Source organism: Ideonella sp. A 288, from assembly GCF_002198735.1.
Taxonomy (GTDB): Bacteria; Pseudomonadota; Gammaproteobacteria; order Burkholderiales; family Burkholderiaceae_C; genus Pseudaquabacterium.
The window spans coordinates 1-12,073 of the sequence record NZ_MWLO01000040.1 but is presented as its reverse complement, the minus strand read 5'-3'; the positions used below and the strand labels follow the sequence as shown (position 1 = coordinate 12,073).

13 protein-coding genes are annotated in these 12,073 nt (G+C 72.3%); 8 read left to right on the top strand and 5 right to left on the bottom strand.

Features of this window, described 5'->3' with window-relative positions; all coding sequences use genetic code 11:
* Window positions 1-205 precede the first annotated feature (205 nt).
* The 8 genes from EOINJALH_RS02005 to EOINJALH_RS01970 all read left to right on the top strand — a co-directional run bounded on the left by EOINJALH_RS02005 (window position 206) and on the right by EOINJALH_RS01970 (window position 6,096).
* On the top strand, window positions 206-673 hold the full coding sequence (locus EOINJALH_RS02005; protein ID WP_144289814.1) for a hypothetical protein: 468 nt from the start codon (window positions 206-208) through the stop codon (window positions 671-673).
* Between the two features lie 267 nt (window positions 674-940).
* Window positions 941-1,147: excalibur calcium-binding domain-containing protein (locus tag EOINJALH_RS32490; protein WP_234413623.1), on the top strand; the 207-nt coding region annotated here is incomplete at its 5' end.
* A 321-nt stretch (window positions 1,148-1,468) separates the two neighbouring features.
* On the top strand, window positions 1,469-1,741 hold the full coding sequence (locus tag EOINJALH_RS01995) for a hypothetical protein (RefSeq protein ID WP_088278637.1): 273 nt from the start codon (window positions 1,469-1,471) through the stop codon (window positions 1,739-1,741).
* A 25-nt stretch (window positions 1,742-1,766) separates the two neighbouring features.
* On the top strand, window positions 1,767-3,152 hold the full coding sequence (locus EOINJALH_RS01990) for a DUF6895 family protein (RefSeq protein WP_088278636.1): 1,386 nt from the start codon (window positions 1,767-1,769) through the stop codon (window positions 3,150-3,152).
* A gap of 127 nt (window positions 3,153-3,279) precedes the next feature.
* Window positions 3,280-3,555 (top strand): DUF2277 domain-containing protein, encoded by a 276-nt coding sequence (locus tag EOINJALH_RS01985; protein WP_088278635.1) that lies wholly within the window; start codon window positions 3,280-3,282, stop codon window positions 3,553-3,555.
* Window positions 3,556-3,589: 34 nt separating this feature from the next.
* Window positions 3,590-4,003: a VOC family protein gene (locus tag EOINJALH_RS01980; RefSeq protein ID WP_088278634.1), complete on the top strand. Its 414-nt coding sequence runs from the start codon at window positions 3,590-3,592 to the stop codon at window positions 4,001-4,003.
* 24 nt (window positions 4,004-4,027) lie between these two features.
* On the top strand, window positions 4,028-5,446 hold the full coding sequence (locus EOINJALH_RS01975; RefSeq protein ID WP_144289813.1) for a PEP-CTERM sorting domain-containing protein: 1,419 nt from the start codon (window positions 4,028-4,030) through the stop codon (window positions 5,444-5,446).
* Window positions 5,447-5,526: 80 nt separating this feature from the next.
* Window positions 5,527-6,096, top strand: a complete 570-nt coding sequence (locus EOINJALH_RS01970) for a hypothetical protein (protein ID WP_088278632.1) — start codon at window positions 5,527-5,529, stop codon at window positions 6,094-6,096.
* Here EOINJALH_RS01970 and EOINJALH_RS01965 read toward each other — a convergent pair.
* The 5 genes from EOINJALH_RS01965 to EOINJALH_RS01945 all read right to left on the bottom strand — a co-directional run bounded on the left by EOINJALH_RS01965 (window position 6,063) and on the right by EOINJALH_RS01945 (window position 12,059).
* A complete protein-coding gene (locus tag EOINJALH_RS01965) occupies window positions 6,063-7,526 on the bottom strand; it encodes a GTPase/DUF3482 domain-containing protein (RefSeq protein WP_088278631.1) in 1,464 nt (487 codons plus the stop codon). The two genes, EOINJALH_RS01970 and EOINJALH_RS01965, sit on opposite strands and share 34 nt — an antisense overlap.
* Window positions 7,519-8,916 (bottom strand): DUF2868 domain-containing protein, encoded by a 1,398-nt coding sequence (locus tag EOINJALH_RS01960; protein ID WP_158219615.1) that lies wholly within the window; start codon window positions 8,914-8,916, stop codon window positions 7,519-7,521. Before EOINJALH_RS01960 ends, EOINJALH_RS01965 begins: the two co-directional genes overlap by 8 nt.
* A 111-nt stretch (window positions 8,917-9,027) precedes the next feature.
* Window positions 9,028-10,059, bottom strand: coding sequence for a VWA domain-containing protein (locus tag EOINJALH_RS01955; protein ID WP_088278641.1), 1,032 nt, complete (start codon window positions 10,057-10,059; stop codon window positions 9,028-9,030).
* 17 nt (window positions 10,060-10,076) lie between these two features.
* The gene (locus EOINJALH_RS01950; protein ID WP_088278629.1) at window positions 10,077-11,054 is read right to left on the bottom strand and encodes a DUF58 domain-containing protein; all 978 of its coding nucleotides are present in this window, start codon (window positions 11,052-11,054) and stop codon (window positions 10,077-10,079) included.
* A gap of 42 nt (window positions 11,055-11,096) precedes the next feature.
* Window positions 11,097-12,059: a MoxR family ATPase gene (locus EOINJALH_RS01945; RefSeq protein WP_234413624.1), complete on the bottom strand. Its 963-nt coding sequence runs from the start codon at window positions 12,057-12,059 to the stop codon at window positions 11,097-11,099.
* Window positions 12,060-12,073 lie beyond the last annotated feature (14 nt).

The window sequence follows — 12,073 nt, the reverse complement described above, 5'->3', positions numbered from 1 at the left end:
AGCTGTACAGCGCTGAGCACCGCGTGCATCTCAGCCTGTCCGGGCTGTGGAGTTACACCACGCGATGGGACACGATCCGCAGACTCTCATGTGATCCCACCTCGATGAGCGTTCGTCCACCCTTGGCTTGGTCGGTCGATCGATGCTCAAAGTGACCCACTTCCGACCCTTGAGCGCCATGACTCGATTTCGCCTTGGTCTCGCCATGCTGGCCCTGCTGCCAAGCATGGCCCTGGCCACCCTGCAGATTCCCGATGAAGTGGTGATGGATGATGAGACGTCACCGCTTCGCGGTGAGCCACTGAGGTCGAAGGTCTCACCCGTCCCCCGCGAAGGTCTGGTGACTATCACCTCCGGTCCTGGCCAGTGCACGGCATCCTGGCGCGGCTACAAGGCGTTCTGGCGCATTCATGAGGACATGCTCTTGCTGGAGCGAGTCGTCACCGACCCCTGTTCGCGGACGCCGACGGAGGTGGACATTCGCCTGTTCTCCACGGATGGTGGCCAGACGGTCCATGCCACCTGGTTCACAGGGGTGCTCTTCGTTCCGCGAGGGCAGCCCAAGCAACACAGAGGGGGCAGCGACGAGAGCGTGTACGAACGCTACGTCGTGCTCGTGCTGCAGCGAGGTCGCGTGCTCTCGCGAACAGTCATCGACGAACCGCCGCGGTGACGCCCGGCATCTCCATCCCACCCCCAACACATCAGAGCCATGCTCATCGCAACCGCCCGCACCGCCGCACTCGCCGGCCTGCTGATCCTCGCGCCGGCCCAGGCCGCCCCGCCCGTGCACAAGTGCGAGGTCAACGGCACCATCACGTTCCAGCAGGGCCCTTGTGCGACCGGCCAGGTCCGCAAGCAGCCGACGCTCGAGCAGTTGAATGCCGAACAGAAGAAGCGCCGAGAGGCCGCCGCCGCCGCAGGTGCCGGCCGCGTGGCNCCAGCGCCCAGCCCCGCCGCCCAGGACACGCCCACCAGCCAAGCCCCGACCCTGCCCAATGGCCGGTACAAGTGCGACGGGCGAACGCACTGCTCGCAGATGACCTCGTGCGCCGAGTCCAAGTACTTTCTCGCCAACTGCCCAGGCGTCACCATGGACGGCGATCACGATGGCATTCCTTGCGAGCAGCAGTGGTGCGCTCGGTAGCCTGTGTTCGATGGGCCCGCCGCATCGCCGCCACGCGATGAGGCCCGACGCCCAGCCCCACCGCGTGCCCCACGCCGGCCCGGCATCCCCAAACGGAACGACGCGCTGCGCGCCTAGAGGCCCCAGGGCCGGGTTCATCCCTAGGCTGGCAGTTGCGGCGGCCTGCACCCACTCCTAAGGTTGCCCTGCAGTCTGGAGGCGTCGCTTCCGCTGCACCCGGTGCGGCCCAGCCAAGCTGACGCTTCCGGATCCGCGGGCAGCCCACGGCCCCTCACAGGGCCCGCCGGTTGTCCCTTTGCCGACCCACAGGAGTGAACTCACATGCCCAAGCAACTCACCCACGAAGAAATCTCCCAGCGCTTTGTCGACGCCAAGGTGGTCGACTACGCCGCCATGGGCCAACTGATCGCCGAGATCGGCCCGTCGCTGGCCATCAACGATCACGGCGTGCACGGCGTCGCGTTCGGTCGCTTCAACACGCTGGCCTGCATGATGCCGGCCGTCGATCTGGGGCGTCTCATCGGCAACCTGCGCGGCGCCGGGCTCACCGCCGCCGCCATCGACGCGGGCGCAGACGTCGGTGCCGCCAAGTAGCGCGCACCGGGGCCGCGCGGGCCCCGTGGCATCGATCGGCCTGCGGCACTCGCCCGCGCCGATTGATGCCGGCCCCCATGCCGACGAGGCGGGGCCTGCGCTGTGGGACGCCGACGACCTCGAGCGCCGGCTCTGCCGCGCGCTCGACTTGGCCCGGCAGACCCTGCGGCTGTTCGCGGCCGAAGGCCATGTCAATGCCGACACGCCGGCGCTCAGCTTCGGGCCCGAGAAGCCGGTGGCCGAGACGGCGATGCTGCTGTACGCGGCCTCGGCCTGCCGCCACCGGCCGGCGGTGGCGCGCCGCGTGGATGAGCTGGTGCAGCTGCTGGTGCCCCATGCGCGGTCGCAGCGCGCGCTGGTCGACATGGCGCTGCACCCGGCGATGGCCTTCAAGGTGGCTCTGCCGCATGTGCTGCTCACCCGCCTGGGCTGCCCCGACGCGGCCTTCGATCGCTTGCTGGCCACCTGCGCGGCGCAGGCGCTGCAGGACGGGCACGATCGGCCGCCCTCGGCCCGGATGGAAAGGGCGTGGGTGTCGGGCCTGTGGTCCGGTGCATCGGCCCGGGTGCCCTGGCGCCGCGATGCGCGCCAGTCGGTGCTGCACCGGCCGATCGATCTGCTGGGCGGGCTGCGCGACGACGCCTATGCCTTCACCCACCTGATGTTCTATTGCACCGATTTCGGCCACGGCACGCCCAGCCTGCCGCGCGCCCGCTCGTCGATCCTGGCGCAGGCGCAGTGCATGCTGGCGCGCTACCTGGATGTCGAAGACTACGACCTGTCGGCCGAGCTGCTGCTGGCCTGGCCCTTCACGTCGGCGCCCTGGACCGCCACGGCGGCGTTCGCGTTCCGCCTGCTGGCCTCGGTGGAAGACCAGGTGGGGCTGCTGCCCTGCGGCAATGTCGATCTGGCGCGGCTGTCGCGGCTGCAGGGCGACGAGCGCGAGCGCTATGCCCTGGCCACCGGCTACCACACGGCCTATGTGATGGGCCTGCTGTGCGCGGCGGCCTTGCGGCCGGGGCGCGCGCCGCCCACGCGCATGCCCGGCCGGCGCCACCGCGCAGCGGTGCTGCAGGCGCTGCGCCCCCATGCGGCCGACGACCGCGGCCATTGGCAGCCCGAGTTCGACGCGCTGCCGCCCGACGAGCAACTGGCGCTGGTGCCCTTCATGCTGGACCTGGCCATCGTGCACCGCAGCCGGCAGCGCGACTACCCGGCGCTGATCGCCGTGCTCGACATCGCGCGGCGGGCCGGCCTGGCGGGCTCGCCGATGGCCAAGCAGGCGGGCGACCTGCTGCAGCGCATCGCGGGCTGCGCCGTGGCCCTGGGTGGTGGGGCCGGTGAGCCGGGCCGAGCCGGTGCCAAGTCGCGGGCCGGTGCGCTGGCGGAAGCGCACGGCGCTCACGCGTGAGGCCGCGCCGAGGCCAGCCTTGTCGGCCTTGTCGGCCTTGCCGGCCCTGCCGCGGGCCGGCAAGATCGGGGCCGCTCCACGCCGTTGCCGCGCCGGGGGGGCGCTCAACCCAAGTGCAAGCCCACCCATGTGCCGCAACATCAAGACCCTGTTCAACTTCGACCCGCCCGCCACCGAGCTGGAAATCCGCGACGCGTCGCTGCAGTTCGTGCGCAAGCTCAGCGGTTTCAACGTGCCGTCCAAGGCCAATGCCGAGGCCTTCGACCGCGCGGTGGCCGAGGTGGCGGCGTCGGCACGGGTGCTGATCGCGTCGCTGGTCACCACCGCCGAGCCGAAGCTGCGCGAGGTGGAAGCCGAGCGGGCGCGCGCCCGCTCCGCGGCGCGCTTCGGGCCGCGGCCTTGAACGGCCCGATCCTTGTGGCCCAAGGCAGCGGCCGATGACGCGCTCGCTGGCGACCGTGGCCCTGGTGGTGCGCGACTACGACGAGGCCATCGCTTTCTTCACCGGCGCGCTGCGCTTCGACCTGCTCGAAGACCGCGCCATGGGCCCGGACAAACGCTGGGTGGTGGTGGCGCCGCCGGGCGGGCAGGGCGCCGCGCTGCTGCTGGCGCGCGCGGCCAACCCGGCGCAGGCCGCCCGCATCGGCGACCAGACCGGCGGCCGCGTCGGCTTCTTCCTGCACACCGACGACTTCGCGCGAGACCATGCGCACATGCTGGCCCACGGCGTGCACTTCGCCGAGGCGCCGCGCCACGAGCCCTACGGCACGGTGGCCGTCTTCGTCGATGTGTGCGGCAACCGCTGGGACCTGATCGAGCGGCGGGACCAGCCGCAGGGCCGCGACGGCTGACGGGCTGCTCGGCGGGCCCCTGCGGTGCCCGCGCCGCTGTCGTGTTGCGTTGACTCAAGCCAGTCGTGCGCTCGATCGGCAGACTGGACAAACGGCGGGGCTCGTGGAATGGGTCGCATGGGTCGGTCCGCCGGCAGGGTTCTTGCCATGAGACATCCGTTCTCTCTTCGTGTGATCGTCGGCGCGTTCATGCCGGGCCGGCGGTCTCGTCGTCTCGCCTCCGCCGTTGGGGTCGTGCTCGGCATGCTGGTTGCCGGGTCGGTCCACGCCGCGGTCGTCACGCTGTCGTTTTCCGGAACCTTGGAGAACGGTGGTCTGGAGCCGGTCTTCGGGCAGTCGGGCGCGGTCGTGCCCTACCAGTTCCAGATCACCTACGACACCGCGCTCGACACGAATACTGCCTTCTACGCCACCGGCGCCACCCTGGGCCACGAGACGACCACGCACGAATGGCATGGCTACTCGGCCTCGGGCATCACCGCCACCCGCCTGAGCTTCGGCACCCAGACCTGGACCGCCGGCGACGTGATGCCGATGGTGCCGGCCGCCGGCGTCGATGCGGATCTCTGGTTCGACACCGACATCAGCGTGGCCACGCCCACGAGGAGCTGGATCGCGTTCTCGGTGGGAAGCCCCGATGTCGGCCTGCTCCATCTCGGCATCGGGGTGAGCGACGGGGTCCACATCGTCATGGATCGGCTCACGGGGGTGATGGACACGGGCACCGGGGCGAGCATGGCGTCCTTCGACATGAGCATTTCTGCCGTGCCCGTGCCCGAACCCGCGACGCTCGCACTGGTGGCCTGCGGCCTGCTGGCCTTGGCGGGCCGCAGGTTGGCGCGCGGCGCGTTCGTCCGCCTGGCGATCCTGTGCGCCGTGGCCGGTGGCGTTGCACCCGCAGTGGCCATGCCGATCACTGGCACGGTGCTGCTGTCGGGCAACGTGGCGGCCACCGGCCCGGCGCATGCCCAGGACTATGCCGGCGCCGATTCGGTCACGATCACCTACACGATCCAGGGCAAGCTCGACGCGAACGGCAAGATGGTGTTCGACCCGGTCGGCAGCAAGGTCACGGTCACCGACTCGAACTACCACTGGACGACGCTGGAGATCCCCATCACCCTGGTCACGGGCGACCTGTCCACCGACACGGTGTCGACCTTCCAGTTCTCGGCCACCGATTGGTATGCCGACGCCAGCAGCGATGGCATTGCCAACAACGGCATCACCGGCAACATCGATCTGGTGAACCAGTTGGGGCGCATCACGGCGTCGTACACCGACGTGAACACGCACGAGGTCTACCGCTATGCCTTCACCAGCGTGGCCGAACCTCCCGCCTGGGCCGTCGTGGCGCTCGGCCTCGGGGGTCTGGGCCTGGCGGGCCGTCGGCGCGGCCGGCCGGCAGTGGCACGAAGCGCCGGTCGCCGCGTGGCCGAATGAGGTGATCATCGGGTCGTGCGTCTAGCCACCGGGTGCGCGGTGATGCATCGGCCACAGAATCCAGGGACAAGGAGCTTGCGATGGCGGTCTGGGCGTACGAATGCCGGCCCTGTGCCGGTGCGGTGGACGAGGTGTGGTGGGTGGCCCGCGACCGCATCGACGAGATGGCGCCCGAGGTGCGCCTGCTGAGGGTGCAGGTCGGCGCGCACTGGTTGTGCGCGGTGGTCGACCGGCGGCGCCCGGTGGTCGTCGAGGGGGGGCTGCTGCGCGAGGCGGTGGCCACCGACCCGGCCGACTGCCCCGAGTGCGCCGTGCGGACGATGCCGCCGGGCGAGCGCACCATGCCGTCGGCGGCACCCCATCCGGCCGAATCGCCGGCCGGCCGCCCGCCGGTGCTCACCACCGCCGAGGCCCAGGTGCTGGGCTGCCCCGTGCGGCTGGTGCTGGTGACGATGGACCTGCTGAACAGCCCGGGCGAGGCCGGCATGCTGGCGGTGGACCTGCAGCCGCACTTTGCCGGTGCCACGGTGGTGTTGTTGGCTCAGGACGTGGACGGCACGCCGCACTTCCACGGCCCGGCCGACTGGTCGGACGCGCTGGCCCGGCTGCCGCTGGATCAGCTGAGCTGGCGCACCGGGTCGTCGGGCTGAGGCTGCGCGCGCGCCAGCACAGGCAGCAGCACGGCCACCAGCGCCTCGCGCCGGTCGGCGCTGCGGGCTGATCGGCCGCTGTGCCCGGTGGCCCAGTCGGGCTGGCCGCGGGCGGGGTGCAGGGCCTGCAGCAGCGCCACCAGCGGCGGGGGGCCTTCGGTGCCATCGCCGCTGTCGGTGTGGAGGTCGGCACTGGCGTCGGCATCGGGCGCCGCGCGCAGCGTGGTCAGCGTGGCGTGGCCGCGGCGCTCCAGCGCGGCCTGCAGCGTCAGCAGGCGGTCGGCCAGCACCAACAGCACGGCGTCGTCCAGCGTCAGGTCTTGTCGGCCGCTCACCTTGTTGGCCAGGGTGCGGCCGACCACGCCGAAGCCCTGGCTGGCCAGGCCGCCGATCGTGGCGCCCAGCGTGGTGGCTGCGCCCAGCGACAGGCCGGCCAGCGCCACGTCCAGCCCCAGGCCGATGGCCGCGCCCACTACGGCGCCGGTGCCCAGCTGGCGGGCGGCGGTCTGCAGCACCTGGGGGTTGAAGAGGTCGTCTTCCCAGCGGCCGGCCAGGCCCGGCAGTTCGGCCAGTTCGGCCTCGTCGGGCCGGAACCCGTGCACCGCCAGCAGCGTGTCGGCGGCGCGCCGGGCCTCGGCGGCCACCGAGCGGCGGAAGGCCGCCACCGCGGCGGCGCGGCGCGCGGCGTCTTCGGCCTCGTCGCGCTCCAGCGTGTGGCGCAGCGCAGCCAGGCCCACCAGGTGGTCGGCGATGGTGCGCAGGCCGGCGGTGCGGCGCTCGGCCTGCTGCCGCGCCAGGTGGTCGGCCACGCGGTCCAGCCGCGCGCGGCGCGCGCCCAGCAGGGTGGCCAGGTCGCGGTACAGCTGCACCTCGGCGCCGACGAAGGGCGCCACCGCGTCGAAGCCGGCCTGCGCGTGCAGGCCGTGCTCGGCCAGCGCGCGGCGCCAGTCGGCCTCTCGGCTGTCGGCGGCGCGCAGGTGGTTCAGCACCGGCAGCAGCGGCGTGGCGCAGGCGCCCAGAAGTTCGATCTCGCAGTGGTACTTGGGCAGCACCGCCTCGCGGCAATCGATGACGTACAGCGCCGCGTCGGCCTCCAGCAGCGCGCGCAGCACCTTGGCCTCCTGCTCGAAGGCGCCGGTGGCCTCGGGCCGGCGCAGGAAGGCGCGCACGCGGTAGGTGGGCGTCAGCCCCTGCGGGATGGCCTGCACCAGCTCGAGCAGGGCCACCGGGTCTTCCAGGCCGGGCGTGTCGGCAAAGCGCACCGCGGGCGCGCCGTCGATCACCAGCGGCACCGTCTCCACGTGCCGGGTGGTGCCGGGCTGGTCGGACACCTCGCCGAAGTCGCTGCGCCGCGTGAGCGTGCGCAGCAGCGAGGTCTTGCCGGCGTTGGTGTGGCCCACCACGGCCAGTTCGATCGGGCGCTCAGCCATGGTCGTGCCCTTCGGCCCAGGCCGCTGCCGCGGCGTCGTCGGTGAACAGCCGCAGCGGCGCCAGGCCACTGCGCTGCAGCCAGTCGGCCCAGCGCTGCGGCGGCGCGTTGCCGCGCAGCAGCAGGCCGCCTTGGGCGCCCCAGGCCAGGGCCTCGCGGGCGAAGCGCTCGGTGCCGCGGTCGGGGGTGGACGGCCCATGGCACACCAGCAGCACGCGCTCGGGCCGCGTCTGCGCGATGCGGTCGAGCACGCTGCGGCGCTCGTCGGCGGTGCCGGCGATCTGGGCCTGCCAGGTGGCGCTGTCGGCCAGTGCAGACAACGTGGCCGGCGGCCAGTCGGCGGGCTCGGGCAGCTCGAAGCCGATCAGGGCCAGCGTGCCGGCGGTGGTGGCGGGCACGTCGGTGGCGGACGTTGGTGGCAGCGGGCGGTGCTCGGCATCGGTGACGATCGCGGCGTCCCAACGGTCGAAGCGAGCGTCCAGCTGGCGCAGGTAGGGGTCGGTGGCGTCCAGCGCGTTCAGCCGCGGCTGGCGGGCGCGCCACACGGCCCAGCAGGCGGCGGCGGCCAGCAGCCGCGGCGCCAGCCCGTACACCAGCGTGCAGCCCAGCAGCCACCAGGCCCAGGGGCGCGGGTCGCCGGCGGGCACGGCGCCGGGCGCCACCGGCGCGGCCATCACCGCCGCCGCGTCGGGCACCGGAAAGCCCAGCCGCGCCGGCAGCCAGCCGGTGCCCGCCACCACCTGGGCGAAGAAGGCCGGCTCGAGGATGGTGGTCTCCCAGGTCAGCGTGTAGGCGCGGAAGGCGAAGGCGGACAGCAGGCCCAGCAGCATGCCGATGAAGGCGACGATCCACACCATGTGGTTGGCCCAGCCCAGCACCCAGGGCAGCAGCCGGGCCTGGGCCAGCGCGTCGAGCCCGCTGCGCAGCAGGCGCAGGCCGTGCGGCGTGCGCAGGCCGGGCAGGCGCGCGGCCAGGGCCAGCGTCCAGCGCGACAGCCCGCCGCCCAGCGGCGGCTGCCGCCAGGCCAGGCTGGCCAGCCACAGCAGCAGGCTCAGCGTGGGCAGGGCCAGCACGGCCAGCAGCGCGGCCACGGCGTTGATGTGGCGGTCTTGCCCGGTGACCAGGCCGATCAGCGTGTGCGCCAGCAGCGCCACCCCCACGGCCGCGCCCAGCAGCAGCCAGGGCAGCGCGGCCCGCCAGCGCGCGATCTCGTCGGGCAGGCCCAGCGGCTGGGCCAGCGCCCAGGCGCGCGCGACCAGCCGCTCGTCGCGGCCGCGCACGGCGGTGGCGGCACGGCGCAGCGCCTCGGCATCGTCGAGCGGGCCGTCGGCGGTTTCGATCGCGCGCACGGTGCGCACGACCAGGGTGTCCAGCCAGCGCGGGTGGGGCAAGGCGAGCGTCTCCAGGCAGGGGGCGCGGCCAGTGTAGTCAAGCGGTCCGGGTCAACCGGTGCCGGTTCGCCGCCAAGGCGGCGTGGCGGGCCTGGCGGCCCGCAAGCCGCGCTACATCACCCGCCCGAACCACCACACGCTCAGCCCGCCGGCCAGCAGCGCCAGCAGGGCGCCGGCGGCGGCAAACAGTGCGCTCACCTCGGTTTCCTTGGTCTCGACGACCAGTCGGCTGGACAGGCCCGTGTAGACCTGCTTCAGGTCTTCGGCGGTGCCGGCGTAGAAGTAGTTGGCGCGGGTGGCGGTGGCGATGGACTTGAGCGTCTCTTCGTCCAGGCGCACGCGCATGCTCCAGCCCTCGAAGCCGATGGTCTCGCCATCTTTCGTGCCGATGCCCACGGTGTAGACCTTCACGCCGCGCTCGGCGGCCATCTTGGCGGCCTCCAGCGGGTCGGGGCCGGTGGTGCGCTGGCCGTCGGTGAGCAGGATCACCGCGGCCGAGTTGTACGAGCCCGGCTCCACCGGCGTGAAGGGCTTCTTTTCCTTCTTCTCGCCGGGGGCGGGTGGCATGGCGCGCTGGCCGGTGATCTGGCTCAGGTCGATGCCCTCGTCGGGAAAGATCGTGGCCAGCGACAGCACCAGGCCCGAGCCGATGGCGGTGGCGCGCTGCATCTGGAAGCGGTCGATGGCCGCCACCACGTCGTCGCGGCTGGTGGTGGGCGCCTGCACCACGGCCGCGGTGCCGGCGAACGAGACGACGCCCACGCGCACATGCCGCGGCAGCGCGGCGATGAAGGCCTTGGCGGCCTCCTGCGAGGCCACCAGCCGGTTGGGCTTGACGTCGGTGGCGCGCATGCTGCCCGACACGTCCATCGCCAGGATGACGGTCTGCTGCACCGATGGCAGCTTCAGCTTGGCCATCGGCCGGGCCGACGCGATGGCCAGCACCGCCACCGCCAGCAGCATCAGCATCGGCGGCACGTGGCGGCGCCAGCCGGGGCCCTTGCCCAGCGCCTGCTTGACGAGCGCCACGCTGGCGAAGGTGACGGTGGTCTTCTTGCGCCGCCGCAGCAGCCACAGGTACAGCGCCACCAGCGCCGGCACCAGCAGCAGGCTCCACAGCAGGTCGGGCCATTGGAAGGTGATCATGTCTCGTGCCTCATTCAGGCCAGGGCCGATGCGCGCGGCGCAGTCGGCTCGAGGTGGCCGGCCGGGGCGCGCATCGCCGCGGGAAACCGGTGGCCCACCGGCGTGCGCAGCCGCTGCTTGCGCAGCGACACGAAGCGCAGCAGCGAGGCCAGCAGGTCGTCGTCGGTGGCGAGTTCGAGCGTGTCGACGCCGGCCCGCGCCAGCGCCTCGCGCAACTCGGCCTCATGGGCGTCGGCCAGCGCCTCGAAGCGTTCGCGAAAATCCGGGTCCTGCGTGTCGACCAGCACCTGCTCGCCACTCTCGGCGTCTTCGATGGTCACCATGCCGACGTCGGGCAGCGCCATCTCGGCCGGGTCGTACAGGCGCACGGCCAGCACCTCGTGACGGCGCGCCAGCCGGGCCAGCGGCTCGGCCCAGCCGGGTTCACTGATGAAGTCGGACACCACGAACACCATCGAGCGGCGGCGCAGCGTGGATTCGGCGGCCTGCAGCAGGTCGGCCAGCCGGGTGGCCTGGCCGGACTTTCGCTCCGGGCGCTGGCGCATGCGGGCCAGCAGCTGCAGCACCTGCATGCGGCCCACGCCGGGGGGCAGCACCCCGTGCACCTGCTGGCCGTAGAGCATGGCGCCGACGCGGTTTCCGTGCCGCGTGAGCATGCGCGCGACGACGGCGACGAAGCCCTCGGACACGGCCAGCTTGGTGCGGTCGTCGGAGCCGAAATCGACGCTGCCCGACAGGTCGAGCAGGAACCACGCGGTGAGCTCGCGGTCTTCGGTGAACTGCCGCACGTGCGGCACCTGCAGCCGGGCGGTGACGTTCCAGTCGATGTGGCGCACGTCGTCGGCGTGCTGGTACTCGCGCAGGTCGGCCAGATCCAGGCCCGTGCCGCGCCACAGCGTGCGGTAGTCGCCCTGCAGCATGCCGTCCAGGCGGCGCAGCACCGTCCACTCCAGGCGGCGCAGCAGCGGGTCGGGACTCACGGCGGTGCTCATGACGGTGTCGGTGGCGCAGGCGATGCGGTGTCGCGGCGGCGCTCAGTCGGCGGCATGCTGCATCGGCTTGTCGGGCACGGCGATGCGGGCCATCACCTTGGCAATGAGGGCATCGGCCGTCAGGCCGTCGGCCAGCGCCTCGTAGCTGAGCACCAGGCGGTGGCGCATCGTGTCGGCGGCCAGGTCGGTGAGGTCTTCGGGCAGCACGTAGCCGCGGCCGCGCATGAAGGCCAGCGCGCGCGAGGCCTCGATCAGCGAGATGCTGGCCCGCGGGCTGGCGCCGAAGCTCAGGTACTTGGTGAGCTCGGGCATGCCGTGGTCGGCTGGCCGGCGGGTGGCGCCCACCAGCTTGACGGCGTACTGGATGAGGCTGGGGTCGACATAGACCTTGCGGCACTCTTGCTGCAGTTCGGCCAGCTGGCCGGTGGTGGCCACCGGCACCATGTCGGTGGGCGGGCCGATGACGCGCTGCACGATGACGAACTCTTCCTCGTCGCTGGGGTAGTCCACCAGCACCTTCATCATGAAGCGGTCGACCTGCGCCTCAGGCAGCGGGTAGGTGCCTTCGGTCTCGATCGGGTTCTGCGTGGCCATCACGACGAAGGGCGAGGGCACCTTGTGCGACTCGCCGGCAATGGTGACCTGCTTTTCCTGCATCACCTCGAGCAGCGCGCTCTGCACCTTGGCCGGCGCGCGGTTGATCTCGTCGGCCAGCAGCAGGTTGGCGAACACCGGGCCCAGCGAGGTGCTGAACTCGCCGGTCTTCTGGTTCCAGATGCGCGTGCCCACCAGGTCGGCCGGCACCAGGTCGGGCGTGAACTGGATGCGCCGGAAGGTGCCGCGCAGCGTGGCCGCCAGCGTGCGCACGGTGAGCGTCTTGGCCAGCCCGGGCACGCCCTCGACCAGCAGGTGGCCCTGGGCCAGCAGGGCGATCATCACGCGCTCGAGGAAGCGGTCTTGCCCGACGACGACGCGCTTGACCTCGTAGAGGATGCGCTCCATCAGCTGGCTGGCGTCGG

What these genes read in the sequence shown, in the direction of transcription:
- EOINJALH_RS01970 (WP_088278632.1), top strand. Translation starts at nt 5,527, where the DNA reads ATGGCGGTCTGGGCGTACGAATGCCGGCCCTGTGCCGGTGCGGTGGAC.
- EOINJALH_RS01995 (WP_088278637.1), top strand. Translation starts at nt 1,469, where the DNA reads ATGCCCAAGCAACTCACCCACGAAGAAATCTCCCAGCGCTTTGTCGAC.
- EOINJALH_RS01965 (WP_088278631.1), bottom strand. Translation starts at nt 7,526, where the DNA reads ATGGCTGAGCGCCCGATCGAACTGGCCGTGGTGGGCCACACCAACGCC.
- EOINJALH_RS01980 (WP_088278634.1), top strand. Translation starts at nt 3,590, where the DNA reads ATGACGCGCTCGCTGGCGACCGTGGCCCTGGTGGTGCGCGACTACGAC.
- EOINJALH_RS01950 (WP_088278629.1), bottom strand. Translation starts at nt 11,054, where the DNA reads ATGAGCACCGCCGTGAGTCCCGACCCGCTGCTGCGCCGCCTGGAGTGG.
- EOINJALH_RS01985 (WP_088278635.1), top strand. Translation starts at nt 3,280, where the DNA reads ATGTGCCGCAACATCAAGACCCTGTTCAACTTCGACCCGCCCGCCACC.
- EOINJALH_RS02005 (WP_144289814.1), top strand. Translation starts at nt 206, where the DNA reads ATGCTGGCCCTGCTGCCAAGCATGGCCCTGGCCACCCTGCAGATTCCC.